This is a genomic window from Pseudoxanthomonas suwonensis 11-1 (assembly GCF_000185965.1).
GTDB classification, from domain to species: Bacteria; Pseudomonadota; Gammaproteobacteria; order Xanthomonadales; family Xanthomonadaceae; genus Pseudoxanthomonas; species Pseudoxanthomonas suwonensis_A.
Genome location: NC_014924.1, coordinates 1,383,045 through 1,407,375, shown reverse-complemented (window position 1 = coordinate 1,407,375; position 24,331 = coordinate 1,383,045). Strand labels below are relative to the sequence as shown.

22 protein-coding genes and 1 pseudogene are annotated in these 24,331 nt (G+C 70.4%); 14 read left to right on the top strand and 9 right to left on the bottom strand.

What is annotated here, in order from left to right; genetic code table 11:
• Positions 1–10: 10 nt before the first annotated feature.
• The 6 genes from PSESU_RS06445 to PSESU_RS06420 all read right to left on the bottom strand — a co-directional run bounded on the left by PSESU_RS06445 (position 11) and on the right by PSESU_RS06420 (position 8,397).
• Positions 11–889, bottom strand: coding sequence for a carbohydrate ABC transporter permease (locus PSESU_RS06445; RefSeq protein ID WP_013534962.1), 879 nt, complete (start codon positions 887–889; stop codon positions 11–13).
• On the bottom strand, positions 886–2,175 hold the full coding sequence (locus PSESU_RS06440) for a sugar ABC transporter substrate-binding protein (protein WP_013534961.1): 1,290 nt from the start codon (positions 2,173–2,175) through the stop codon (positions 886–888). The genes PSESU_RS06445 and PSESU_RS06440 overlap by 4 nt, the downstream gene beginning before the upstream one ends.
• Positions 2,175–3,830 carry a glucoamylase family protein gene (locus PSESU_RS06435; RefSeq protein WP_013534960.1) on the bottom strand — a complete coding sequence of 552 codons (1,656 nt, stop codon included), beginning with the start codon at positions 3,828–3,830 and terminating at the stop codon, positions 2,175–2,177. Before PSESU_RS06435 ends, PSESU_RS06440 begins: the two co-directional genes overlap by 1 nt.
• A 97-nt stretch (positions 3,831–3,927) precedes the next feature.
• Positions 3,928–6,894 (bottom strand): TonB-dependent receptor domain-containing protein, encoded by a 2,967-nt coding sequence (locus PSESU_RS06430; protein ID WP_013534959.1) that lies wholly within the window; start codon positions 6,892–6,894, stop codon positions 3,928–3,930.
• A 32-nt stretch (positions 6,895–6,926) separates the two neighbouring features.
• On the bottom strand, positions 6,927–7,997 hold the full coding sequence (locus PSESU_RS06425) for a LacI family DNA-binding transcriptional regulator (protein WP_013534958.1): 1,071 nt from the start codon (positions 7,995–7,997) through the stop codon (positions 6,927–6,929).
• Between the two features lie 100 nt (positions 7,998–8,097).
• Positions 8,098–8,397, bottom strand: a complete 300-nt coding sequence (locus PSESU_RS06420) for a YciI family protein (protein ID WP_013534957.1) — start codon at positions 8,395–8,397, stop codon at positions 8,098–8,100.
• A gap of 402 nt (positions 8,398–8,799) precedes the next feature.
• Between PSESU_RS06420 and PSESU_RS06415 the strand changes: the two genes are divergently transcribed.
• The 3 genes and pseudogenes from PSESU_RS06415 to rluB all read left to right on the top strand — a co-directional run bounded on the left by PSESU_RS06415 (position 8,800) and on the right by rluB (position 12,101).
• A complete protein-coding gene (locus PSESU_RS06415; protein ID WP_013534956.1) occupies positions 8,800–9,717 on the top strand; it encodes a segregation and condensation protein A in 918 nt (305 codons plus the stop codon).
• A gap of 37 nt (positions 9,718–9,754) precedes the next feature.
• Positions 9,755–10,546 (top strand): annotated as a pseudogene (gene scpB, locus PSESU_RS06410) (SMC-Scp complex subunit ScpB); the annotation flags it as partial.
• Between the two features lie 25 nt (positions 10,547–10,571).
• The gene (rluB, locus tag PSESU_RS06405; protein WP_013534954.1) at positions 10,572–12,101 is read left to right on the top strand and encodes a 23S rRNA pseudouridine(2605) synthase RluB; all 1,530 of its coding nucleotides are present in this window, start codon (positions 10,572–10,574) and stop codon (positions 12,099–12,101) included.
• Positions 12,102–12,543: 442 nt separating this feature from the next.
• Here the strand turns inward: rluB and PSESU_RS06400 are convergent, their stop codons facing one another.
• From PSESU_RS06400 to PSESU_RS06390, 3 genes are all read right to left on the bottom strand, one after another.
• Positions 12,544–12,996, bottom strand: a complete 453-nt coding sequence (locus PSESU_RS06400; RefSeq protein WP_041764584.1) for a hypothetical protein — start codon at positions 12,994–12,996, stop codon at positions 12,544–12,546.
• Positions 12,997–13,085: 89 nt separating this feature from the next.
• Entirely contained in the window at positions 13,086–13,895 is an 810-nt protein-coding gene (locus PSESU_RS06395; protein WP_013534952.1) for an amidohydrolase, read from the bottom strand.
• 123 nt (positions 13,896–14,018) lie between these two features.
• The gene (locus PSESU_RS06390; protein WP_013534951.1) at positions 14,019–15,176 is read right to left on the bottom strand and encodes a pyridoxal phosphate-dependent aminotransferase; all 1,158 of its coding nucleotides are present in this window, start codon (positions 15,174–15,176) and stop codon (positions 14,019–14,021) included.
• A gap of 66 nt (positions 15,177–15,242) precedes the next feature.
• On the opposite strand from PSESU_RS06390, the gene PSESU_RS06385 reads away from it, so the two are divergent.
• From PSESU_RS06385 to metX, 11 genes are all read left to right on the top strand, one after another.
• Entirely contained in the window at positions 15,243–15,740 is a 498-nt protein-coding gene (locus PSESU_RS06385) for a DUF3293 domain-containing protein (protein ID WP_013534950.1), read from the top strand.
• Positions 15,741–16,011: 271 nt separating this feature from the next.
• Positions 16,012–16,650 carry a heme ABC exporter ATP-binding protein CcmA gene (gene ccmA / locus PSESU_RS06380; protein ID WP_013534949.1) on the top strand — a complete coding sequence of 213 codons (639 nt, stop codon included), beginning with the start codon at positions 16,012–16,014 and terminating at the stop codon, positions 16,648–16,650.
• Positions 16,647–17,336 carry a heme exporter protein CcmB gene (gene ccmB / locus PSESU_RS06375; protein WP_013534948.1) on the top strand — a complete coding sequence of 230 codons (690 nt, stop codon included), beginning with the start codon at positions 16,647–16,649 and terminating at the stop codon, positions 17,334–17,336. Before ccmA ends, ccmB begins: the two co-directional genes overlap by 4 nt.
• Positions 17,337–17,555: 219 nt before the next feature.
• Positions 17,556–18,305, top strand: a complete 750-nt coding sequence (locus PSESU_RS06370; protein WP_013534947.1) for a heme ABC transporter permease — start codon at positions 17,556–17,558, stop codon at positions 18,303–18,305.
• A complete protein-coding gene (gene ccmD / locus PSESU_RS06365) occupies positions 18,302–18,478 on the top strand; it encodes a heme exporter protein CcmD (RefSeq protein WP_013534946.1) in 177 nt (58 codons plus the stop codon). The genes PSESU_RS06370 and ccmD overlap by 4 nt, the downstream gene beginning before the upstream one ends.
• The gene (gene ccmE, locus PSESU_RS06360; protein ID WP_013534945.1) at positions 18,475–18,942 is read left to right on the top strand and encodes a cytochrome c maturation protein CcmE; all 468 of its coding nucleotides are present in this window, start codon (positions 18,475–18,477) and stop codon (positions 18,940–18,942) included. The genes ccmD and ccmE overlap by 4 nt, the downstream gene beginning before the upstream one ends.
• Positions 18,943–19,011: 69 nt before the next feature.
• Positions 19,012–20,934, top strand: coding sequence for a heme lyase CcmF/NrfE family subunit (locus PSESU_RS06355; protein ID WP_013534944.1), 1,923 nt, complete (start codon positions 19,012–19,014; stop codon positions 20,932–20,934).
• On the top strand, positions 20,931–21,506 hold the full coding sequence (locus PSESU_RS06350) for a DsbE family thiol:disulfide interchange protein (protein ID WP_013534943.1): 576 nt from the start codon (positions 20,931–20,933) through the stop codon (positions 21,504–21,506). The genes PSESU_RS06355 and PSESU_RS06350 overlap by 4 nt, the downstream gene beginning before the upstream one ends.
• A gap of 26 nt (positions 21,507–21,532) precedes the next feature.
• Entirely contained in the window at positions 21,533–21,970 is a 438-nt protein-coding gene (locus PSESU_RS06345; protein WP_041764583.1) for a cytochrome c-type biogenesis protein, read from the top strand.
• Positions 21,964–22,983, top strand: coding sequence for a tetratricopeptide repeat protein (locus PSESU_RS06340; protein ID WP_013534941.1), 1,020 nt, complete (start codon positions 21,964–21,966; stop codon positions 22,981–22,983). Before PSESU_RS06345 ends, PSESU_RS06340 begins: the two co-directional genes overlap by 7 nt.
• Before the next feature lie 115 nt (positions 22,984–23,098).
• Positions 23,099–24,244 carry a homoserine O-acetyltransferase MetX gene (gene metX / locus PSESU_RS06335; protein ID WP_013534940.1) on the top strand — a complete coding sequence of 382 codons (1,146 nt, stop codon included), beginning with the start codon at positions 23,099–23,101 and terminating at the stop codon, positions 24,242–24,244.
• The last annotated feature ends 87 nt before the right edge of the window (positions 24,245–24,331 follow it).

Sequence of the window (24,331 nt, the reverse complement as noted above, 5' to 3'; positions counted from 1 at the left end):
TGTCCTGCGCTCATACCATCCCCCGCCGCCGGCCCAGGCGCAGCATCAGCGTGGTCACCGCCAGGATGACCACGAACAGCAGGAAGGCCACGGCCGAGGCACGGCCGAGGTTCCACCACTTGAAGCCTTCCTCGAACATGAAATACAGCACGCTGACCGTGCTCTGCAGCGGATCGCCGCGGGTCATCACATAGGGCTCGGCGAACAGCTGGAAATAGCCGGACACGGTGATCACGCCCACCACCAGCAGCACCGGCCCCAGCTGCGGGAGGGTGATGTGGCGGAACTGCTGCCAGCGCGAGGCGCCGTCTATGCGCGCGGCCTCGTACAGGTCGCGCGGGATGGCCTGCAGGCCGGCGAGGAAGATCACCATGTTGTAGCCGAAGTTCTTCCACACCGCGAACAGGATGATGGTCGGCATCGCCCAGCGTGGATCGCCCAGCCAGTCCACCGGGCTGATGCCGACATGGCCCAACGCCCAGTTCACCAGGCCGTAGCTGGTGTGGAACAGGTAGCGCCAGATCACCGCCACCGCGACCAGGGTGGTCACCACCGGCGCGAACAGTGCGGTGCGGAACAGCGCGCGGAATCGCGCGACCGGCGCATTGAGCAGCAGCGCCGCGCCCAGCGAGACCGCTACCGACAGCGGCACGCCCACCACCACGAAGTAGGTGGTGTTCCACAGCGCCTTCCAGAACATCGGCGTCTGCAACAGTTCCCAATAGTTCTGCAACCCGACGAAGCGCAGGTTGCCGGCATCGGCCAGCGCGTAAAGATCGAAATCGGTCAGGCTCAGCGCCAGCGCCGAGAGCACCGGCAGGGCGAAGAACACACCCAGCACGATCAGCGCCGGGGCGACGAACATCCAGCCGGCCAGCCGTGCGCTCATGGCCCTGCTCCTTCGGTTGCGGCGTCGCGCTCATGGATCCAGCGGCGCTTGGCGAGGATACGGTCCACCCGCTGGTCGAGTTCGCGCACGGCGGCGTCCTGGGCCAGGCCGCCGCGCACCACCCGCTCGGTGACCAGGCGCATCTCCTGCACGATCCGCTCCCACTCCAGCACCTTGGGCGCTGGCTTCACCCGCTCCAGCTGGTCGCGGAATGCGGCCGAAAGCGGATCGCCGGCCAGTTCCGGGTGCTCCCAGGCACTGCGCCGCGGCGGCAGGTCGCCGATCATCGCGTGGAAGCGCTGCTGGATGTCCGGACGCGACAGGAACTCCACCAGCTGCCAAGCCTGGTCCGAACGCGGCGAGCCGCGGAACAGGACCAGGCTGGTGCCACCGGCGATGCCGGCACCGGGCCCGTCGGGCCCGGGCAGCGGCATCGTGCCCCACTGCCCTTCCAGCTCCGGCGGCTGGCGGCGGCGGAACTCGCGGATGTTCCAGGGGCCGGACAGGTAGAACACGTACGAGCCGCGGAAGAACTCGTCCCACACGTTGGAGATCTGGGTCTCGGAGACCTTCGGCGCCCAGCCCTGTTCGAAGATGTTGGCGTAGAACGCCAGCGCGCGCCGGAAGCCGGGGCTTTCGAAGTTGCCGCGGGTATCGCCGTCGCGCAGCAGCGGATCGTCCTGCTGCAGGGCGAAGGACAGCTGCTGCTCGAACTCGTTGAGGGGCATCAGGATGGCGTGGCGCCCGGGCTTGCTGGCGACCACCGCCGCCATCGCCCGCTCCCACTCGGCCCAGTCGCGTGGCGGCGTATCGATCCCGGCCTCGCGCAGCAGGTCCTTGCGGTAGTACAACAGGCGGGTATCCACATACCAGGGTACGCCGACCAGTTCGCCGTCGACCACCGCGGTGTCCCAGATGCCGGGGAAGTAGTCGTCCTGGTCGACCGTGGCCGAAGCATCGACCCGTGCCTGCAGCGGTTGCAGCGCGCCCAGCTGGGCGAACTCCGGGATCCAGGTGTTGCCCAGCTGGCACACGTCCGGCAGGCCCTCGGCGGCGAACGCGGTCAGCAGCTTCTCGTGCGCGGCGGTCCACGGGATCTGCTGGATCTCGACCCGGATCCCGGTCTCGCGCTCGAACTCAGGGACCAGCTCGGCCACCACCTCGGCCTCGCGGCCCATGGCCCAGAAGCGCACCGGCTCCTGCGCCGGATCGCCGCCGCAACCGGCCAATGACGCCAGCAGCAGCGTCGGCAGCAGGCAGGCGCGCAGCAGGCGCAGGCCGGCCATCACTGCCTCGGCGGCTGCGCGCGGTTGGCCGCGGACGGCTCGTCCTTGCGCTGCTGGGCCTTCAGCTGCGCCTCCGCGGCGGCGGCACGGGACTCGGCCATGCCCAGCGCGCGTGCATCGGCGGCGCGGGCATCGACGTGCATGCGCTCGTCTTCCTCCTCCTCCGGCGACAGCCAGCCGCCCATGAAGCCGGCCCGCTCCAGGCCGGTGCGGATGTAGGGGCTCTTCTTCATCACCGACCACACGAACTCGTTGCGGTAGTTGGCGATCATCGCAAGGATGGGGCCCTGGTCGATGCCGATGTAGTCGCTGGCCACCCAGCCCTTGCCGGGGACGATGCGCCCGGTCTTGAGCGGGATGTCGTAGTTGAAGCTGGGGTTGAACGAGTCCAGGAAGCCGTAGCTGGAATACAGGTAGTCGCCGTAGCGGCGGTGCATCTCCTCGGTGGCCGGGATCACCACCTCCGGCGCGAACACGATCGAGGAGATCGCCGCGGTCGGGACGATGGTGCCGTCGTCGAAGTTCTCGCGCAGGCCGGCACCGCGCGAGGAATAGTGGCGGAACTCGCGCTCCTCCCCGCGGTAGATCTGGCGGGTGTTCTGCGGGCCGTCGCCGGCGGTCAGGCCCCAGACGTTCTCGCCGTAGTCCTTCCACTTCATCGGGTTGGCGATGGCGTACTCGCGCTGGGCCAGCGCGGCGCGGCGGCTGTTGAGGAAGTAGTCGATCCCGCGTTCGCGCATGTACTGGTCCTGGATGTCGCGGAAGTCGATCCAGACATGGCTGTACTGGTGTCCGAACAGGGGGCCGAAGCTCAGGTACTCCTGGCCGTAGTACACGCCCCAGTCGTTGTTGTAGGTGCGGGTCCAGACCGTCCAGGCCTCCGGCTCCACCGCGTGGGTGGGCGAGCCCAGGGCCAGGATGTACAGCAGCATCGCCTCGTTGTAGCCCATCCAGTCGTGCTGGATGAAGCCGCTCTCCGGGAACCAGCCCATCGACACCAGCGGCTTGCGCACCTGCAGCCACTTCCAGTCGACCCGGCGGTACAGCTGGTCGGCCAGCTTGCGGATCTCCTGCTCGCGCTCGTCCTCGCCGTCGTAATAGGCCTGGGCGAACAGCACGCCCATCATCAGCAGCGCGGTGTCCACGCTCGACAGCTCGACCCAGCTGTCGTAGCGGTGGCCCTGCTGCATGTCCAGGAAGTGGTAGTAGAAGCCCTTGTACGCGCCCTTGCCGGTGGCCTGCGGGCCCTGGGGGATGTCACGCAGGAAGCGCAGCGTGGTCAGGGTGCGGTCCACCGCCTGGGTGCGGCTGACCCAGCCGTTCTCGATGCCGATCGGGTACGCGGTCAGGGCATAGCCGATCGAGGCCACGCTGGCGAACGGGCGCGAAGGATAGCGGTCCGGGGTCAGCCCGTTCTGCTCGTTGGTGGTGTCCCAGAAGAACTGGAAGGTGCGGCGCTCGATGTCGCGGAACAGCGGCGGCAGTTCCGGACGCGGCGGTCGCTCGGGCAGCACGGGCTCGATCAGGATCACGTCGGGCTTGGGCGGTGGCGGCAGTTCGGCGTCGACCTGCGGCGCCTCCCGGCTGCAGCCGGCCAGGAGGAACAGCGCGCCCGCCAGGGCGATGATGCAGCGATGCCAGTGCCACCGTTTCAAACCACTCTCCTTTACAGCCGCCAGCGGCCGGACCGCGCCCCTGGCGCGCGTGCCACGCCGCCACTGGGGACCCGCCCCGGCGGCGGCATGGCCATGCTCACCAGTCCACGCCGAACGTCAGCTTGAACGTACGCGTCGGCAGGGCGATCGACGTCGGCGTGCCCCATGCGGGATTCTGCGGCTCGCCCGCCCCGCCGCGCCAGTCCTCGTAGCCATCGTAGTTGGACCAGTTGAAGACGTTGAGCAGGTCGCCGCGCACGCGGAAGCTGATGCCGCCGCCGGTATCCCAGACCTTCTCCAGCGCCAGGTCCACCTGCTTGAAGTCCTCGCCCGGCGTGTAGCTGTCGAAATAGCAGTACGCCCAGGCCGAGACGTTGCAGTTCTGGTAGTAGCGCGGGGTCGCGTCGGCCCAGGTGCCCTTGCCCGAGAAGGTCGTGCCCCAGGGCCCGTCCCAGATGCCGGTCAGCACCACCCTGTTCTCCGGGACCTTGCCCGGGAACCAGCCATAGTCGGCGATGGTTTCGGCATTGAAGCCGCCGGGCCAGCCGTCCAGCGGGCTGTTCTGCTCCGAGTCGGTCCAGGTGTAGGCCAGGGTCACGCCCCAGGGCGAGGACCGGGTATAGGGCTTCTCCACCTTCAGGTAGACCGAGCGGGTGCGGGTCTCCAGCGCGTTCTGGGCCAGGATCAGGTTGGAGAACGGCGCGAAGCCAATACCCCACGGCGGCGGATCGGTCGCACCCGGCGGATCGGACGGGAAGAAGCTGCCGTCGTCGCGGCGGTTGCCGAGCACGAAGGCGATGCCGTCGTGGCTGCGCACGTACGAGGCGGTCAGCTCCGTGCTCCAGTCATGCCCGCCCACTTCCCAGGTGTTGCGGATGCCCAGGCTGAACTGGTCCGAATACGGCACTTCCAGGTCGTTGCTGTTGAGGAACACCTCGCGCGAGCCGGCGACCGAGGACGCACGCAGGAACTCCGGATCCAGGTAGCGCGGATCCCACTCGCGGCAGGTCGCCGCGGTGGCGGTGTCGCAGGGATGGGCCGGGGTGTTGAAGTCGTAGACGTACTGGCCCCAGCTGGCCTTGGACCGCTCGTTCTGCAGGTAGTCGAACAGGTTGCGGTCGTAGGACCGGCCGGCGCCGCCGAACAGCACGTGGCGCTGGTCGCCGAAGAAGTCGTAGGAGAAGCCCAGGCGCGGCGCCCAGTTGTCCTTGTCCGCCTTGCGGTTGCTTCCGGTGCTGATGTAGTCCTCGACGTCGACGCTGGAACCCGGCAGCGCGGCGTTGGAGGCGCGCAGCGCGGTCACCACCTCGGCCGGGGTGACGTAGGCCTCGTAGGCCGGGGTCTGCTCGTAGTCCCAGCGCACGCCCAGGTTCACGGTCAGCTTGTCGTTGACCTCCCAGTCGTCCTGGATGTAGACGCCGAACTGCCGGTTGCCGGAGGACGCGGTGCCGTCGCCGAAGCCGGCCACCGGCGCGCCGAACTCCACGTGCACCGGCACGTCCAGGCTCTCGTGGATGTCGTAGTAGAAGACCGGGTTGTACTTGTTCTGCTCCAGGGTCTGCAGGTCGACCTTCTTGAACTTCACGCCCATCTTCAGGGTGTGGCCGGCCCAGCCGCTGAAGGTCAGGTCGTTCTGGAACGACCAGCCCTTCTGGCCCTTGTCCTGGTAGTTCTCGCTGCCGCCGGCGCGGACGATGGTGTCGGTCCAGTTGCCGTCGCTGAGGAAGTAGCCGGGGATGAAGTTCTCCGGCCGCGGGCTCCAGAACGCGTCCTCGTAGGTGATGTGCGCGTCATTGAGCCAGTCGCCCGCGGTCAGCTGGTAGCGCAGGTCGACGCGGGTCTCCTCGTTGGTGTTGAGGGTCGCGGCCGGCGGCAGGCGCTGGTCCTGCACCTGGATGGTCTCGCTCTCGTCGCGGTACTTGGCGGTCAGCTCGAAGTAGTGGTTCTCGCCGATCAGCCAGTCGACCTTGCCGAAGTACAGGTCCTCCTTGAACGGCGAGGTGTAGGTGCCGGTGCCGTACTCCTCGCGCAGCCCCGCCGGCAGCTGGTCCGGGGTGAAGCCGCGGCCCAGCCGGAAGGTGCGCGGGCTCTCGTACTCCTTGGCCTCGTAGGCGATGAAGAAGTGGGCCACGTCGCGGATGATCGGGCCGCCGAAGCTGATGCCGTACTGCTCCTGCTTGCTCTCGGCCTTGGTCGCGCCCTCGCGCTCCTCGAAGCGGCTGCGCGCGCGCCAGTCGGTGCTGGTGCGGTCCCAGAAGAAGCCGCCCTCGAATTCGTTGCTGCCCGAGCGGGTGGCGGCCACGATCGCGGCGCTGCTGAGCTGGTCGAACTCGGCCTTGTAGTTCTGGGTGATGACCTTGTACTCGCCGATCGCCGACTGCGGGAACGGGTTGCCGCGGCTGGTGTCCTGGCCGCTGATGCCGCCGGTGGTCACGTAGTTCTTCTGGCCGACGCCGTCGATGAACACGTTGACCGCGTTGGCGCTCTGCGCGCCGGAACGGATGCGGGTATTGCCGCTGGCGTCGGAAATGAACTGCACGCCCGGTGCGGTATCGGCGAAGGCCAGGAAGTTGCGGGTGTTCTGCGGCAGCGCCTGGATCTGCTTCTGGCTGACGTAGCTGGCCACCTCGGAGGTACGGGTCTCCACGGCCGCCTGGGCGGTGACCTGCACGGTCTCCATCGTGGTCGCCTCGCCCGTCGGCCCGCTCTCCGGCAGGCCACCCACGCCGAGGTCGACGGTCGCGGTCTGGCCGACCTGCACGGTCAGTTCCTGCGAGGCGCTCTGGCCGTTGGCGTCCACCTGCACCCGGTAGGTGCCGGGCGGCAGGCCTGCCAGCGAGTAGCGTCCTTCGGGCGAGGCCTGCACGGTGCGGCGCAGGCCGGTGGCGGTGTTGACCGCGGTGATGGTGGCGCCTGCCGCGGGCGCCGAGTCGGCATTGACCTGGCCACGGATGGTGGCGCCGGTGCTCTGTGCCATGGCCGCGCCGCTTCCCAGCAGCAGGCACCCGGCCAGCGCGATGCTCAGTGCGCTGCGCGCGGGACGATCGGTTGCAAGGCGTTTCATCGCTCCCTCCCAGGACGGACGGGCCTGATGGCTCAGGCTTTCGTGTTCTCCCTCGGTTCAGTGCCGGACGCGGGATGTTCCGGGCCACCGCAGGACGCACGCACCACCAGTTCCGGCACCATCACCTGGCGGTCCGCATCGCTTGCCGATGCAGGGCCGTTCGCATCCGCGCCGGTTTCGATCTGGTCGAGCAGACGTTCGACAGCACGTCCTCCGAGTTGCGCGATACTCACTCGCATCGTGGTCAAGGACGGGTGAACGAAACGCGCCAGCGGAATGTCGTCGAAGCCTGCAAGCGCGATGTCCTGCGGCACCCGCACGCCGGCCTGCGCGAATGCGTAGAGGCAGCCCAGCGCCATCATGTCGTTGGCCGCGAACACCGCGTCCGGACGCGCGTCGCCGGCAAGGATCCGGCGGCCGGCGCGATGGCCGGAGGCCTCGTCGAACTCGCCCTCGTACTCGCTGCCCTGCGCACCGGGATGGGCGGCGATCGCCTCGCGGAAGCCGCGAAGGCGTTCGCGCGCATCGTAGTTGTGCGCCGGTCCGGCTATGAAGGCGATGCGGCGATGACCCAGCGACAGCAGGTGGTTCGTCATCGCCACCGCACCGGCATGGTTGTCGATCTCGAACGCCGGCCAGGCCACCTCGGCCTGCTGGGTGTTGACCAGTACCGTCGGCAGCGGCGGCAGGTTCTCCTCCAGGAAGCCGGGCTGGTCGGCGAACGGCGACATCACCAGCAGGCCATCGACCCGCCCGCGCATCGCGCGCAGCGCGGCGGCCTGCTGTTCGCGGTCGCCGTGGTAGCTGGACAGCAGCATGTGCCGGCGACGCGCACGCGCCCCGGCGCCGATGCCGCGGATCAGTTCGGAGAAGAATTCGCCGTGCAGGTCCGGCAGGACCACGCCAATGGTCTGGGTACTGCGGCTGCTGAGGCTGCGCGCCGCCCCGTGCGGGCTGTAGCGCAGGCGCTGCGCCACCTCGTGGACCAGCCTGCGCACCGGCTCGGCGACATTGGCGTGGCCGTTGAGCGCACGCGAGACCGTCGCCACCGAGACCCCGGCTTCGCGGGCGACGTCACGGATCGTGATCGCCTGGCGCTGCATCCATCCGTCTCCTGGCCCACCATGGGCCGCGGCCGGAATGTAAACGTTTCCAGCCGACCCGCCAAGCTGCCCCGCACAAACGGCGGATGCCTGTGCCGGGCTAGCGCAGCACGGGCAGGAACGGGCGCACGTCGGTAAGCATATATACGCCTGCGGCGACGTAGGGATCCGCATCGGCCCAGGCACGCGCCTCGGCCAGCGAGTCGAACCGGGCGATCACCACGCTGCCGCTGAAACCGGCCGGACCGGGATCCTCGGCATCGATCGCCGGACAGGGACCGGCGACCAGCAGCCGCCCCGCGTCGCGCAGGGCCTGCAGCCGGGCCAGGTGTGCCGGGCGCGCCTCGCGCCGGCGCGGCAGCGCGCCCTCGGCGTCATGTCCCTCGATCACGTACCACATGGCTGGCTCCCCGGCGTGCGTGGGGCGATTGTATCCGCCAGCTGTCCGCGCCGGCAGTCGATGCTGGACAGGCCGCCAGCCAGCGCTTACCCTTGGCACCACATGCGGCCGTGCATCAGCGGCCCGTCGGCTCCAATCTGCAAGGCCTGGCAGGCCCACAGGGGAATCCGGGCCCGGGCTCCCGCCCGATGTCCGACCGACGACCGACCCGCTGACCGCGTACCGCCACGCAGACGACCTCCCCGGCACCCGGACGCCACCTGGCGCGACCTGGGCCTGTATTGATGTGCTTACTGGCGCCCGTCCCGTATCCCGGCGACGGCCGTCATCCGCAGGTGGCACCGCGCTCCCGGCCCTTCGAGCGATGCGTGCGCCCCTATCCGGGCATGGCTTTCCGAGCAGATGAGTTCCGAACCCGCGCAAGACGCGAACCTGCAAACGCAGCAGCCGTCCGCCCCGCAGCAGCAGGAAATGCCGCTGGCGGTGGTGCATGGCCAGCCGCTGCTGCAGATCCCGCAGGACCTCTACATCCCGCCGGATGCGCTGGAAGTCATCCTCGACGCGTTCGAGGGCCCGCTTGACCTGCTGCTGTACCTGATCCGCCGCCAGAACCTGGACATCCTGGACATCCCCGTCGCCGAGATCACCCGGCAGTACGTGGACTACATAAACGTGATGCAGGACCTGCGGTTCGAGCTGGCCGCCGAGTACCTGGTCATGGCCGCGATCCTGGCCGAGGTGAAGTCGCGGATGCTGCTGCCGCGGCCGGTCAGCGAGGACGGCGACGAGGCCGACCCGCGCGCCGAGCTGGTGCGCCGCCTGCAGGAGTACGAGCGCTTCAAGCAGGCCGCCGAGGACATCGACGCGCTGCCGCGCATGGAGCGCGACACCCTGCCGGTGCAGGCCCACGTGCCGGACCGCCAGGCCGTGCGCCTGCCGCCGCCGGTGGACCTGCGCGAGATGCTGATGGCGCTCAACGACGTGCTGCGCCGGGCCGAACTGTTCAGCGGCCACGCGATCCGCCGCGAGGCCCTGAGCGTCCGCCAACGGATGGGCGAAGTGCTGCAGCGGCTGGACGACGGCCGCTTCCACCGCTTCGAGTCGCTGTTCACCGCCGAGGAAGGCCGCCTCGGCGTGCTGGTGACCTTCCTCTCGCTGCTGGAACTGGCCAAGGAGCAGCTGCTGGACATCGTCCAGGACGCTCCGCTGGCGCCGATCTACGTCAAGTCGCTGGCGATCGGCAACACCAATGCCCCGCTCGAATTCCACAGCGAGTTCGACGAGGGCGACGAAGCCCCTTCCGCCCCGGCGGAAGCGTAGGCCCGCCCCACCCTTTGCAAACGACCCTGCGAGATCCATGGACCAGGCGCTGATCACCCGCATCGTCGAGGCTGCCCTGCTGGCGGCCAACCAGCCGCTGCCGCTGGCGCAGCTGCGCGGATTGTTCCCCGAGGACGAACCGGTTCCGCCGGGCAGCGTGGAGACCGCGCTGGAACAGCTGCGCGAAGCCTGCGCCGACCGCGGCGTGGAACTGGTCGAGGTCGCCTCCGGCTTCCGCTACCAGGTCAAGGCCGAGGTCCACCCATGGGTCGCGCGGCTGTGGACCGAGCGCAAGACCCGTTACACCCGCGCCACCCTCGAGACCCTGGCCCTGATCGCCTACCGCCAGCCGATCACCCGCGGCGAGATCGAGCAGGTCCGCGGCGTGGCGGTCAGCAGCAACATCATCCAGGCCCTGGAAGAGCGCGAGTGGATCCGCGTGGTCGGCCACCGCGACGTCCCGGGCCGCCCGGCGCTGTACGGCACCACGAAGCAGTTCCTGGACTACTTCGGCCTCAAGCGCCTGGACGAACTGCCGCCATTGTCCGAACTGAAGGACATCGGCGAGCTGGAGCCCCAGCTGCCGCTGGACCCGGACGCCGCCCCGGCCGCCGCCGGCATCGCCGCCAACGCATCCGGCGACGCCCAGCCGCAGGACGAGGCGGCCGCCGCCAACGACGGCGACGCTGGTCCCCACGATTCCGACAGCGACGCGGATGAACCCGCCCCGGCCGATACGGCCAGCGGGTCCAACGACGCCGCCAACGAAGACACCCCTGACTCCCCCGAGGCCGATCCGGCCGAAGGGCCCGCAACCCAGGCCGCGGACGATACCGATGGCCGGAGCAATACCCATGACTGATTCAACCCCACGCAAGACCCTCGGCAAGCTCTCGCTCAAGCGCAGCGAAGACGCCGCCCCGGCCGCCAGGATCGAGGAGCGCCTGCACAAGGTGCTCGCCCAGGCCGGACTCGGCTCCCGCCGCGCGCTCGAGCAGCGCATCGCCGACGGCCTGGTGAAGGTCAACGGCGAGGTCGCCCAGGTCGGCCAGAGCATCCGCTCGGGCGACCGCGTCGAGCTCGACGGCAAGGCCTTCGTCGCCTCGGCCCTGACCGAGCCGGCGCGCGTGCTCGTCTACAACAAGCCCGAGGGCGAGGTCACCACCCGCGAGGATCCCGAGGGCCGCCCGACCATCTTCGAATCGCTGCCGCGCCTGAAGGGTGCGCGCTGGATCGCGATCGGCCGCCTCGACATCAACACCACCGGCCTGCTGCTGCTGACCACCGACGGCGAGATCGCCAACGCGATGATGCATCCGTCGTACGAGGTCGAGCGCGAGTACGTGGTGCGCGTGCGCGCCCCGGAAGGCCAGGAGAGCGTGCCGGACAACATCGTCGACCGCCTCGCCCGCGGCGTGGCGCTGGAGGACGGCCCGGCGAAGTTCGACCAGATCGAGCGCATCGGCGGCACCGACTCCCACGACTGGTTCAAGGTCGTGGTCAAGGAAGGCCGCAACCGCGAAGTGCGTCGCCTGTGGGAATCGCAGGGTTGCCAGGTCAGCCGCCTCAAGCGCGTGCGCTACGGCAAGGTCAGCCTCCCGCGCGAGCTGCTGCGTGGGCAGTCGCAGGAGCTGCCGCAGGAGCAGGTCGAGGCGCTGCGCAAGGAGCTCAAGCTCGAGGACAGCGCCGCCTCCACCCTGACCCTGCAGCCGGTGATCGGCCAGCGTCGCGCGACCAAGACCGCGGTGCGCGTCGGCCAGGGCGGCCAGGCCTATGTCAACGGCCACAACACCGCCGACGAAGGCCGCGAGCTGCGCCGCTTCGACCACGTGCGCGAGGACCGTCGCGGCGGCCGTGGCGGCAAGAAGCCGCACGGCGGCCTGACCGTCAGCGGCGAGATGGCGGCCAAGCAGTCGCAGAAGCCGTTCAAGCAGCGCGCGCAGAAGGGCGGCCTCAAGCCGCTGCCGGATGGCAATCCGGCCGCGTTCCGCACCTGGTACGTGCCGGAAGGCGTCAGCACCGGTCCGAGCGGCCATCGCAACGCCGGCCCCGGTGGCAAGCCGCGTCCGGGCAGCAAGCCCGGCGGCCCACGCCCCGGTGGCGGCGGTCGCCCCAGTGGTGCCGGCGCCGGACAGGGCGCACGCAAGGCGGCACGTCCGTATGGCCATCCGGGCAACGCGGTGCACTTCCCGTCCGACCACGCCACCCCGGGTGCGGACCGCGGTCCGCGCGGCAACACCGGCAACCGTCCGGCGGGCAACCGCGCTGGCGGTCGTCCCGGCGGCGCTGGCCGTCCGGGTGGTGGCGGTCGCCCCGGTGGCGGCGGCCGTCCGGGCGGTGGTGGCCGTCCCGGCGGCGGTGGCCGCGGCCCGCGCCAGGGCTGAGCCCCGCCGAAGCAATCGCGACTCCACGGAGTCGCCCGACCTGCCCGCCAACGCGGGCAGGTTTGTTTCCGGAGCCTGGAAAAGGCCGCTGATGCGCGACCCGTGCGTTTGCCCGCCAGCGCCGGGCGAGCCAGGGCACCCCACCATCAGGCGGCAGCGCATTCCTCCACGTCGTCCCGGCGCATTTTCAGCTGACGAATGCCTGCCCGCGGGAACCAGCCCCCTCTACGCGTCAGCGCGTGGAACGGCCCGACCTCACGTCCAAGCTCCGCGCCACATGCAGGGCATGGTCTCGATCAAGCCCGCCCAAAAAACAAAGGGCCGGTGCCCAGACAGGCAACCAGCCCCTTCGCCAGATCCGGATCACGCGACTCGCGAATCACGAATCACGAATCACCAATCACGAATCACCAATCACGAATCACCAATCACGAATCACGAATTACTCAATCACGAATTTCCCGAACGCCACGCCCAGGTCCCAGCCCTTGCCGGTGCCGGCCAGTGCCAGCGAGACCTCGCCCTTGGTCATGACCTGGGCCTTGCTCGACTTCACCGCACCGGCGTGGGCCTCGGCGGTGACATAGGTGCCCAGCGTCTCGGCGATGCTGTTGACGCCGGAGAACTCGCCCACGCCGTTCTCGATCTTGGACTTGCCGACCGTCAGGCCGCCGCCCTTGGCGGTGATCTTCACCGCGCGGCTGGAGCCGTTGTCGCAGGTGATGGTGCCGGTGCCGGAAGCGGTCTTGTAGAACACCGACCAGCCTTCCAGGTTGAAGCGCAGCTTGCAGTCCACCTCGCCCGCGCGCGCCTCGGGCAGGCCGACGGCGGCAAGGCCCAGCAGCACCAGGCTCGTGGACAGGACACGCGGGATGGAACGCGGACGTCGGGTCATGGCAGCCTCCAGCAGGATGTTGCGCCGGAGCATATAGCAGGCCCCGGTGGCGCTGCCGTGCATTCCACGACCGTCCGTCGGCAATCCGTTCAGGGAGCAGGATCGCGCAGCTCGAACGGATCGGCGTCCAGCATCGCCGGGAAACGTTCGCGGTGTGCGGCCAGCGCCGCTGCCGAAAGCGTCGTCGTCAGCACCTGCTCGCTGCCATGCGCCTCGACCTGGGCCTGGCCGAGGAAGTCGATCAGCGCGCTGTCACCGTCGTAGTCCAGGCCGTTGCCATCGCGACCGACGCGGTTCACCGCGGCCACGTAGCAGAGGTTCTCGATCGCACGCGCCCGCGCCAGGGTCTTCCACGCATGCGCGCGTGGCGCCGGCCAGTTGGCCACGAACACCTGCAGGTCGAAATCCAGCCCGCCCGGACGCTCGACGCCATGGCGGTTGCGGCAGAACACCGGGAAGCGCAGGTCGTAGCAGACCTGCGGATTGATGCGCCAGCCCTTCCACTCCACCGTCAGCCGGTCGCGGCCCGGCGCATAGCGCTTGTGCTCGCCGGCATAGCGGAACAGGTGGCGCTTGTCGTAATGCGCCAGCCCGCCATCGGGCGTGGCCCACAGCAGGCGGTTGAAGACGCCGTGCTCCGTGCGCAGCTGCACGCTACCGGTCACCGCCGCGTCCAGCGCGCGAGCCTGCTCGCGGATCCAGGCCACGGTAGGCCCGTCCATGCCTTCGGCGCGGTCGATGGCGTCGTTGGAGAACCCGCTGGTGAAGGTTTCCGGCAGCACGACCAGGTCGGCATGTCCGGCCAGCGGCGCGACCAGCGCGCCGTAGTACTCGCGGTTGGCCTCCGGGTCATGCCAGCGGGTGTCGCCCTGGACGAGGCTTATGCGGAGATCTTGCATGGCGTGTCGTGATTCGTAATTGGCGATTGGTGATTGGCGAAAGGGGTGCTTTCTGGCGTGGGTCGGACCCGAATGGCGATCACGTGCTTCTGCTCTTTCGAATCACGAATCACCAATCCCGAATCACAGCGCCATAAGGCGCTCAATTGCCGCATCCAGCGTGGCCTCGTTCTTGGCGAAGCACAGGCGGGCCAGGCGCTGGGCGGCCGGCGGGTTCTCGTAGAACGGGGACAGCGGGATCGCGGCCACGCCCTTCTCGATGGTCAGCCACTTCACGAACTCGTGGTCCGGCAGGTCGCTGACCTCCGAGTAGTCCACCAGCTGGAAGTAGCCGCCCGGCACCGGCAGCGGCTTGAGCCGGGTGCCCAGCAGCTGCTCCCGGAAGCGGTCGCGCTTGGCCTGGTAGAACGCGCCCAGCTCTTCGTCGTGCTCCGGCTCGTCGCGGATCATCGCCGCGAACGCGTGCTGGGCCGGGGCGAAGGTGCAGAACACGTTGTACTGGTGGACCTTGCGGAACTCCGCGCTCAGCGCCGGCGGGGCGATGGCGTAGCCCACCTTCCAGCCGGTGCAGTGGTAGGTCTTGCCGAAGCTGGAGACCACGAAGGCGCGCTCGCGCAGCTGCGGCCAGCGCAGCACCGACTCGTGCCGGCGGCCGTCGAACACGATGTGCTCGTAGACCTCGTCGGACAGCAGCAGGATGCCGGTGCCGTCCAGCAGCGCGGCCAGCTCGCGCATGTCGTCGGCGCTGAACATCGCGCCGGACGGGTTGTGCGGGCTGTTGATCATCAGCAGGCGCGTGCGCGGAGTGACCGCGGCACGCACCCGGTCCCAGTCCACGGCGAAGGTGGCCGGATCCAGCGGCACGTGCACCGCACGCGCGCCGGCCAGCTCGATCGCCGGCTCGTAGCAGTCGTAGGCCGGGTCGAGCACGATCACTTCCTCGCCCGGGCGCACCACCGCATGGATGGCGTTGAAGATCGCCTCGGTGGCACCGCTGGTGACGGTGATCTCGCTGTCCGGGTCGACCGTGGCGCCGTAGCAGCGCAGCGCCTTGGACGCGATCGCCTGGCGCAGCACCGGTGCACCAGTCATCGGCGCGTACTGGTTGTGGCCCTCGCGCATGGCGCGGTCGAGCTCGTCCACCAGTCGCTGCGGCACCGGGAAATCGGGGAAACCCTGGCCCAGGTTGACCGCACCGTGCTCTGCCGCCATCTGCGACATCACGGTGAAGATGGTGGTGCCCACCCGGGGCAGCTTGGTCGGCGGGATCTGCAGCGGCATCTCGGCGTCGGGTCGTGCGAGGGAGGGGGCGAGTGTACGCAATGACGCCCGTGGGGATGATGGGACATGGCGCATAAGCACATTCCAGCGACGGTGGACGCGACCCGAAGGCTGCTGGCGGCCTATCTGGCGGCCCGCTACGAAGTGCGGGGCCCGGACGGCACCTTCCTGCTGCGGCCGGGCCAGATGGCGCCCGCGGGACTTGCCGAAGTCCTGCCTGGCGAGTGCTGGACCGTGATCACGGCCTGGAATCCAGGCTCGCAGGTCTGCACCCGGGCCGAAAGCCGGCATGCCGATGCCGCCCTCCAGTCGGAGCTGGACGGGCTGGGCCTGCGCCGTCTGCCCACCCTCGCCAGCGATGCCGACGGCAACTGGCCCGAGCCCGGCTGGCTGGTCGCGAACCTTCCTGCCACCGGGGCGGACGCCCTCGCACGCCGCTTCGGCCAGGCGGCGGTGCTGCACTGGCGTGCGGGGGAGCCGGTTGGGCTGCGCATGTATCTGACGCCGCCGGACGGAGTGGCCGACCTTGGCGGCCCGGTGGAGTGGATTGCCGCGAAGTCGTGAGCAGCCCCTCTCCTCCGGGAGAGGGGCTGGGAAAGGGTTGGCACCTGGCGTGGTTCGTACTAACCCTTGGCCAGCACCCCCCGACCCCCATCCCTTGGCCCAGGCCACGTCCATGGGAGGCGGTCGTTCGACCACGTGCGCGCCAGTCACGCAGACAGGTCGCCCCTCCGGGAGAGGGGCTAGAAGCGCCGCCCCCCTACCCGCATCACCCACCCCGCGCAATGCGCCCGGGCAACTGCCGCCGCGGCGCCCGCGGCTACAATGCGCGCCGATGACCGACACCGCCCACGCCCCCCTGCTGGCCGCCCATGGCCTGGCGTTCGCCCGCAACGAGGAGCCGGTGTTCGGCCCGCTCGATTTCGCGGTCGATGCCGGCGAGGCGCTGCTGGTCCAGGGCAGTAACGGATCGGGCAAGACCACCCTGCTGCGGGTGCTGGCCGGGCTGTTGCGCGCCGACTCGGGCCAGGTCCTGGTCCAGGGCAAGCCCGCCGCCGCCGACCTGCGCGCCCGCGCCGTGGCCTACCTGGGCCACCTGCCGGCGCTCAAGGGCGAGCTGACGGTGCTGGAGAACCTCGACTTCCTGTGCGGCCTGCACGGCCGCCGCGAGGGCCAGCGGATCGAGGCCGCGCTGGAGATCACCGGCATGGCCGGCTACGAGGACGCCCCTGCCCGCCAGCTCTCGGCCGGACAGAAGAAGCGCGTTACCCTGGCCCGCATGTGGCTGTCGCCGGCGCCGCTGTGGCTGCTGGACGAGCCCTACGCCAACCTCGACCTGGAAGGCATCAACCTGGTCAACCGCATGGTCTCGGCGCACCTGCGCGACGGCGGCGCCACCCTGCTCACCACCCACGGCGCCTACGCCGCGCCGCCGGTGCGTACCCGCATGCTGGCGCTGGGAGCCGAGGCATGAGCGCCGCGCCCGGCCTGCGCCAGTCCGCCCGCGCCCTGCTGCTGCGCGATCTGCGACTGGTCTGGCGACGCCGCGGCGATGCCCTGCAGCCGGCCCTGTTCGCCCTCCTGGTCGTGGTGATGTTCGCCCTGGCCATGGGCGGCGGGCGCGAGGTCCTGCGCGACCACGTCGCCCCCTATGCGATCTGGGTGGCGGTGCTGCTGGCCGGGCTGCTTTCGCTGGACAGCCTGTTCCGCGGCGACGCCGAGGACGGCTCGCTGGAGCAGTGGCTGCTGGCGCCGGTGCCGCTGCCCTGGCTGGTGGCGGTGCGCACCTTCGGCCACTGGCTGACCACCACCGTGCCGCTGCTGCTGGTCGTGCCGGTGCTGGGCGAGTTCCTGTACCTGCCGCGCGCGCAGCTGCCGATCCTGATGCTGACCCTGCTGCTGGGCACCCCGATCCTGAGCCTTCTTGGCGCGGTGGTCGCGGCCCTGACCGTGGGCCTGAAGCGCTCAGGCATCCTCGTGGCCCTGCTGGCGCTGCCGCTGTACGTGCCAGTGCTGGTGTTCGGCGCCGGCAGCGTGGCCGCGACCGCGCAGGGCCTGGACGCCAGCGGCGCGCTGCTGCTGATGGCGGCCGGGCTGGTGGCCTCGGCGGTGCTGGCGCCGCTGGCCGCGGCCGCGGCGATCCGCATCGCCCAGGGCTGAAACCCGGCGCATTGCGCCCGATCAAGGCAGAATGGCCGCACGGGCCGCACCATGGCCTGCGTGCCGAACCGCCCCGCAGCACCGGATGCGCCCGGGGTGGACATTTTGTCCATGCGTCCGGCTTGGCCCTTCGGGGGCCAGTCTGGAAGAATGCCCTGAACAGCCCGTCCGGCAGGCCCAGGCCAGCCGGCGCCAAACGCGAGCGACGTGATCCATCCCATGAACCCGGTGATCCGCTGGTTCCACCTCCTCGGCTCACCGCCGTACTTCGACCGCTTCGCGGCGCGCTGGGCGCCGTGGTTCTGGGCCGCGGCGCTGCTGACCCTGGGCGTGGGCGCGTGGCTGGCCCTGTTCCATGTCCCGGCCGACTACCAGCAGGGCGACAGCGCACGCATCCTCTACATCCACGTGCCCTCGGCCTGGATGAGCATGTTCGTGTTCGCGCTGATGGCGCTGTACGCGGCCATCGCCCTGGTCTGGCGGATCAAGCTGTGCGAGATCCTGGCCATGGCCTGCGCGCCGATCGGTGCGGGCTTCACCGTGGTCACCCTGGCTACCGGTTCGATCTGGGGCAAGCCGATGTGGGGCACCTGGTGGGACTGGGACCCGCGCCTGACCACCGAGCTGATCCTGCTGTTCCTGTACCTGGGCGTGATCGGCCTCTACCACGCCGGCGACGACCGCCGCGCCTCGGCCCGTGCCGCCGGCCTGCTGGCCATCGTCGGGGTCGCGCTGCTGCCGGTGATCCGCTACTCGGTCGAGTGGTGGGACTCGCTGCACCAGGGCCAGACCATCCGCGTGTTCGGCCAGTCCAGCATGGACGCCAGCATGATGGCGCCGCTGTGGTGGATGGTGATCGGCACCAAGTTCTGGTTCGCCGGTTCGCTGCTGGCGCGCGCCCGCGCCGACAACCTGCGCCGGGAGTCCGGCAAGGACTGGGTGCGCAAGCTGGCCGGAGGCGAGCCATGAGCTACCTGCCCTACGTGATCGGCGCGTATGCCGTGTTCGTCGCCGTGTTCCTGTGGGATTTCCTCGCGCCGCGGCTGCAGGTCCGGCGCCAGCTGCGCGCCGCCCGCCTGCGCGCGCGCCGCGACCGCAAGCCGTCCGGGCGTCCCGCCACGGACGTGGAGTTGACCCGATGAATCCGCAACGCCGCCGCCGGCTGCTGCTGGTGCTCGTCCTGGTGCTGGCCTCGGGCCTGGCCACCGCCCTGGTCGCCATGGCCCTGCAGCGCAATGTCGCCTACCTCTACACCCCGGCCGAAGTGCTGCGTGGCGAGGCCGGCGAGCGCGCCCGCTTCCGCCTCGGCGGCATGGTCGAGAAGGGCTCGTTCGCGCGCCCGGCCGGTTCGATGGAGGCCAGCTTCCGCGTCACCGACGGCGATGCGCAGCTGCCGGTGCGCTACACCGGCATCCTCCCCGACCTGTTCCGCGAGGGCCAGGCGGTGGTCGCCACCGGGCGCATGGAGGGCGAGGTGTTCGTCGCCGAGAACGTGCTGGCCAAGCACGACGAGACCTACATGCCCAAGGAAGTGGCCGACAAGATGGGCGTTGCGCACCAGAAGCACGAGGTGCAGGTGCCGGCGCCCGGGAACGAACAGCAGTGACGGCCCTGGCCCGGGCCGGGGCGCCCATCCGCGGGGCACATGCTTCCTGTCATGCCGCAGGAGGCAGCGATGCTGCCTGAACTTGGCCAGGTCCTCCTTGCCCTGGCATTGCTGGTCGCCGCCGCGCAGGCGCTGCTGCCGCTGGCCGGCGCGCATCGCGGCGATGCCCGGCTGATGGCCGTCGCCCGCCCGGCCAGCTACGCCCAGCTGGTGCTGGTCGGCGGCGCCTTCGCCCTGCTGACCTGGGCTTTCGTGTCGCAGGACTTCTCGGTCCGCTACGTCGCCACCAACTCCAACTCGCTGCTGCCCATGGTCTACCGTTACACGGCGGTGTGGGGCTCGCACGAGGGTTCGCTGCTGCTGTGGGTGCTGGTGCTGTGCGTGTGGAACGCGCTGATGGCCGCGCTCTCCACCCACCTGCCGCAGACCGTGGTGGCGCGGGTGCTGGGCACGCTGGGCATCGTCGCCTGCGGCTTCCTCGCCTTCCTGGTGTTCACCTCAAATCCGTTCGAGCGGCTGCTGCCGGCGGCGATGGAAGGCCGCGACCTCAACCCGCTGCTGCAGGACCCGGGGATGATCATCCACCCGCCGATGCAGTACGTCGGCTGGGCCGGGTTCTCGATCCCGTTCGCCTTCGCCATCGCCGCGCTGCTGGACGGCCGCATCGATGCGCGCTGGCTGCGCTGGGTGCGGCCGTGGACCAACGTGGCCTGGGCCTTCCTGACCGTGGGCATCGCCCTGGGCAGCTGGTGGGCTTACTACGAGCTGGGCTGGGGCGGCTGGTGGTTCTGGGATCCGGTCGAGAACGCCGCCTTCATGCCGTGGCTGGTGGGCGCGGCGCTGATCCACTCCCAGGCCGTGACCGAGAAGCGCGGCAGCTTCGCCGGCTGGACCCTGCTGCTGGCGATCGCCGCGTTCTCGCTGTCGCTGATGGGCACCTTCCTGGTGCGCTCGGGCGTGCTGACCAGCGTCCACGCCTTCGCCGCCGATCCCTCGCGCGGCCTGTTCATCCTCATCTTCCTGGGCTTGGTGATCGGCGGCTCGCTGCTGCTGTACGCGCTGCGCGCAGGGCGACTCGAGGCCGGCGCGGGCTTCCAGCCGGTCTCGCGCGAGACCCTGCTGCTGCTCAACAACCTGCTGCTGGCCAGCGCCTGCGCCATGATCCTGCTGGGCACGCTGTACCCGCTGCTGGCCGACGCCCTGGACCTGGGCAAGATCTCGGTCGGCCCGCCCTACTTCGGCCTGCTGTTCTTCGTGTTGATCGCGCCGCTGCTGGCACTGGTGCCGCTGGGCCCGCTGGCGCGCTGGCAGCGCGAGCAGCCCTCGAAGCTGGCCGCCGCCCTGCTGCCGTGGCTGGGCATGGCCCTCGTCGCCGGCGTGGCCGCCTACTTCACCGCGCCCCAAGGCGCATGGAAGACCGCCGTCGGCGTCGCTGGCGCCGCCTGGGTCGGCCTGGGCACCCTGCACTTCGCATGGGCGCGGCTGCGCAACAGCGGCCGCCTGACCGCCGAGATGTGGGGCATGGTCCTGGCCCACCTGGGCCTGGCCGTGTTCGTGGTCGGCGCCCTGCTGGTGGAGGCTCAGAACGTGCAGCGCGAGGTCGCGCTCAAGCCGGGCCAGCGCCTCGAGGTCGGGCGCTACGCGTTCGAGTTCCAGGGCGTGGACCAGCTGCAGGGCCCGAACTACCTGGCCGACCGCGGCCACGTGCAGGTGCTGCGCGACGAGCGCCCGCTGGTCCTGCTGCATCCGGAGAAGCGCGCCTACGCCAGCGGCGGCCAGGTGATGACCGAGGCCGGCATCCGCCCCGGCGTGACCGCCGACGTCTATGTCGCCCTTGGCGAGTCGCTGGGCGATGGTGCCTGGGCGGTGCGCGTGCACATCAAGCCATTCGTTCGCTGGATCTGGGGTGGTGCGGCGCTGATGGCGCTGGGTGGCCTGGTGGCCGCCGGCGACCGCCGCTTCCGCCGCGTGAGCAAGGAGAAGACCGCATGAACACTCCGCAGAAGCCGCAGGGGCTGCCCGTGGTCGCCGTGGTGATCGGCGCCCTGTTCTTCGTCGGCCTGCTGGGCCTGATGGTGCACGGGGTGATGCGCTCCGGCGACGCCGACCGCGACGTGCTGCCCTCGGCCCTGATCGACAGGCCGGCGCCGGAATTCACGCTGCCGGTGCTGCACGATCCCTCGGTGCAGCTGGGTTCGGCCGACCTGCGCGGCGCGCCCTACGTGCTCAACGTCTGGGGCAGCTGGTGCGCGGCCTGCCGCGAGGAACACCCGGTCCTGACCCGCTTCGCCGAGACCCGCCGCGTGCGCGTGGTCGGCTACAACTGGAAGGACGAACCGGAGGACGCGCTGCGCTGGCTGGAACAGTTCGGCAACCCGTTCTTCGTGGTCCTGGCCGACTACGAGGGCCGCTACGCGCTGGACTGGGGCGTGGCCGGCGCGCCGGAGACCTTCCTGGTGGACGGCGCCGGCGTGGTGCGCTGGAAGCACACCGGTCCGCTGACCGAGGAGATCGTGGCCACCCGCCTGTTGCCGGCACTGGAACAGGTGGAGCGCGCCAGGTGAGCCCGGCCGCGCGCTACCTGCGCCTGCTGCTGGCCGCCGTGCTGGCCCTGGCCCATGCGCCGCCGGCGCTGGCCCAGGCGGCCGCCGACCCGGCCCCGCTGGCCTTCACCGACGCCGCCGAGGAAGCCCGCTTCCACGCGCTGACTTCCGAGCTGCGCTGCGTGATGTGCCAGAACCAGTCGCTGGCCGATTCGAATGCGCAGATCGCCCACGACATGCGCCGCGAAGTGCTGGCGCTGATGCGCCAGGGCCGCAGCGACGCCGAGATCAAGCAGCACCTGGTGCAGCGCTACGGCGAATTCGTGCTGTACCGGCCGACCGTGGACAGCCACACCTGGCTGCTGTGGTTCGGCCCGGGCCTGATCCTGCTCGGTGGCGCCGCGGTGGTGTGGACCATCGTCCGCCGCCGCGCCCAGGCCGCGCCCGCCCGCGACGACGACGCCCCCTCGGAGCACGAATGGTGAGCGCCCCGGTCCTGCTGTTCGGCCTGCTGGCCCTGGTCGTGGTGCTGGCGGTCTCGCTCTGGGTGCTGCGCCCGCTGGGCCGCCCGCGGGTGGTCGCCGCCGGCGTGGTGGTGCTGTGCGCCGGCACCTTCGCCCTGTACCTGCTGATCGGCACGCCGGAAGCCCTGCGCGCGCCGGTCGCCATGGCCGAACCGGCCAGCCTCGAGGAGGCCGTCACCCAGCTGGCCGCCGAGCTGGAGCGCAATCCCGAACAGCCGGAAGGCTGGGCCCTGCTGGCCCGCTCCCGCGCCACCCTGGGCGATGCCGCCGGCGCGCGCGACGCCTATGTCCGTGCCCTCGAATACGCCCCGGACGAACCCGACCTGCTGGTTGATGCCGCCGAGGCCCGTGCCCTCGCCCATCCGCAGCGCCTGTTCGACGAGCAGTCCATGGCTTGGCTGCAGCGCGCGCGCCAGGTCCGTCCCGACCACGCCCGCGCCGGCTGGTTCATCGGCGTGGCACAGCGCCAGGCCGGCCAGGCCGCCGAGGCAGCCGCGACCTGGGAGGCACTGTTGCCCGGCGTCGACGAGGCCACCGCGCGCAGCCTGCGTGTGCAGATCGATGCCGCCCGCGCCGATGCCGGCCTGCCGCCGCTGGGCGCTCCAGCCGCGGTCGCGTCCGGCGAAGGCCTCAAGGTGAAGGTGGTGCTGGATCCCGGCTTCGCCGCGCGTGCGCGCATCGAGGGCGAGGCCGTGGTGTTCGTGCTGGCGCGCGTGCCGGGTGGCCCGCCGATGCCGGTGGCCGTGGAGCGCCATCGCGCCCGCGACCTGCCCCTGGAGGTGGTGCTGGACGACCGCGACAGCCCGATGCCGACCCAGAAGCTCTCCGCGCTGGAGGAGGTCGAGGTCCTGGCGCGTATCTCCGCCGCCGGCAGCGCCAACCGCGGCGAAGGCGATATCGAATCGGCTCCGGTGCAGGTGCGCCTGCCCTCCGCCGATACGGTCGAACTGGTGATCGGCGCTCCGCCACCCTGAGCCCAAACCCGGCCGCAGCACGCGGCCCATGCCTCGCCGCCGCTGGCGTCACGGACCGTTTCAGCCGTCACCAGCGACAGCGTGCCGCGGGCGATGCCGTTACACTGCGCCGCCTATGGCATCGGCCTCCGAATACGAATTCATCCCGCCGGGCACCCGCTTCCACGCGCTGCCCTCGCCCTTCCCGATGAAGCGCGGCGGCGCGCTGCACGGCGCGCGCGTGGCCTACGAGACCTGGGGCACGCTAGCCCCCGATGCCGGCAACGCCGTGCTGATCCTCACCGGCCTGTCCCCCGACGCGCATGCCGCCTCCGGCCCGCACGACCCGGAACCGGGCTGGTGGGAACCGATGCTGGGCCCCGGCAAGCCGATCGACACCAGCCGCTGGTTCGTCATCTGCGTCAACGCGCTGGGCAGCTGCAAGGGTTCGACCGGCCCGGCCTCGCTGGATCCGGCCACCGGCGACCTCTACCGCCTGTCCTTCCCCGAGCTGTCGATCGAGGACGTGGCCGATGCCGCCGCCTCGGTGGTGCGTGGGCTCGGCATCGACCGGCTGGCCTGCGTGGTCGGCAACTCGATGGGCGGCATGACCGCGCTGGGCCTGCTGCTGAGGCATCCGGGCATCGCCCGCAGCCACGTCAACATCTCTGGCAGCGCGCGCGCCCTGCCCTTCTCCATCGCCGTGCGCTCGCTGCAGCGCGAGGCCATCCGCCTGGACCCGAACTGGAACGGCGGCAGCTACGACCACGACACCTGGCCCGAGTCCGGCATGCGCATCGCCCGCAAGCTGGGCGTGATCACCTACCGCTCGGCGCTGGAATGGGACGGCCGCTTCGGCCGGGTGCGCCTGGACCAGAGCTCGCCGTTCGCCAACGGCGGCGGCGAGGAGGATCCGTTCGGCCTGGAATTCCAGGTCGAGAGCTACCTGGAAGGCCATGCGCGCCGCTTCGTGCGCCGCTACGACCCCAATTGCTACCTCTACCTGAGCCGCTCGATGGACTGGTTCGACGCGGCCGAATACGGCAACGGCGACGTGCTGGCCGGGCTGGCCACGATCCGGATCGAGCGCGCGCTGGCGATCGGCGCCAACACCGACATCCTGTTCCCGGTGCAGCAGCAGCAGGAAGTCGCCGAGGGCCTGGCCCGGGGCGGCGCCGATGCCGGCTTCGTCGGCATGGACTCGCCGCAGGGCCACGATGCCTTCCTGGTCGATTTCGCCCGTTTCGGCCCGGCGGTCCGGGACTTCCTCGATCGGCTATGATCGTTTCCTCCGAAACATTGTCCTGACGCAGGCGCGCCGCTCCATCGCCGCCTGTACCAGGCAGGCGAAGGGCACGTGGATTTCCAG

Bases quoted from the DNA above. Each gene is read 5' to 3' on its own strand.
- PSESU_RS06445 (WP_013534962.1), bottom strand. From the start codon at position 889: ATGAGCGCACGGCTGGCCGGCTGGATGTTCGTCGCCCCGGCGCTGATC.
- PSESU_RS06440 (WP_013534961.1), bottom strand. From the start codon at position 2,175: ATGGCCGGCCTGCGCCTGCTGCGCGCCTGCCTGCTGCCGACGCTGCTG.
- PSESU_RS06430 (WP_013534959.1), bottom strand. From the start codon at position 6,894: ATGAAACGCCTTGCAACCGATCGTCCCGCGCGCAGCGCACTGAGCATC.
- PSESU_RS06425 (WP_013534958.1), bottom strand. From the start codon at position 7,997: ATGCAGCGCCAGGCGATCACGATCCGTGACGTCGCCCGCGAAGCCGGG.
- PSESU_RS06420 (WP_013534957.1), bottom strand. From the start codon at position 8,397: ATGTGGTACGTGATCGAGGGACATGACGCCGAGGGCGCGCTGCCGCGC.
- PSESU_RS06415 (WP_013534956.1), top strand. From the start codon at position 8,800: ATGAGTTCCGAACCCGCGCAAGACGCGAACCTGCAAACGCAGCAGCCG.
- rluB (WP_013534954.1), top strand. From the start codon at position 10,572: ATGACTGATTCAACCCCACGCAAGACCCTCGGCAAGCTCTCGCTCAAG.
- PSESU_RS06400 (WP_041764584.1), bottom strand. From the start codon at position 12,996: ATGACCCGACGTCCGCGTTCCATCCCGCGTGTCCTGTCCACGAGCCTG.
- PSESU_RS06395 (WP_013534952.1), bottom strand. From the start codon at position 13,895: ATGCAAGATCTCCGCATAAGCCTCGTCCAGGGCGACACCCGCTGGCAT.
- PSESU_RS06390 (WP_013534951.1), bottom strand. From the start codon at position 15,176: ATGCCGCTGCAGATCCCGCCGACCAAGCTGCCCCGGGTGGGCACCACC.
- PSESU_RS06385 (WP_013534950.1), top strand. From the start codon at position 15,243: ATGGCGCATAAGCACATTCCAGCGACGGTGGACGCGACCCGAAGGCTG.
- ccmA (WP_013534949.1), top strand. From the start codon at position 16,012: ATGACCGACACCGCCCACGCCCCCCTGCTGGCCGCCCATGGCCTGGCG.
- ccmB (WP_013534948.1), top strand. From the start codon at position 16,647: ATGAGCGCCGCGCCCGGCCTGCGCCAGTCCGCCCGCGCCCTGCTGCTG.
- PSESU_RS06370 (WP_013534947.1), top strand. From the start codon at position 17,556: ATGAACCCGGTGATCCGCTGGTTCCACCTCCTCGGCTCACCGCCGTAC.
- ccmD (WP_013534946.1), top strand. From the start codon at position 18,302: ATGAGCTACCTGCCCTACGTGATCGGCGCGTATGCCGTGTTCGTCGCC.
- ccmE (WP_013534945.1), top strand. From the start codon at position 18,475: ATGAATCCGCAACGCCGCCGCCGGCTGCTGCTGGTGCTCGTCCTGGTG.
- PSESU_RS06355 (WP_013534944.1), top strand. From the start codon at position 19,012: ATGCTGCCTGAACTTGGCCAGGTCCTCCTTGCCCTGGCATTGCTGGTC.
- PSESU_RS06350 (WP_013534943.1), top strand. From the start codon at position 20,931: ATGAACACTCCGCAGAAGCCGCAGGGGCTGCCCGTGGTCGCCGTGGTG.
- PSESU_RS06340 (WP_013534941.1), top strand. From the start codon at position 21,964: ATGGTGAGCGCCCCGGTCCTGCTGTTCGGCCTGCTGGCCCTGGTCGTG.
- metX (WP_013534940.1), top strand. From the start codon at position 23,099: ATGGCATCGGCCTCCGAATACGAATTCATCCCGCCGGGCACCCGCTTC.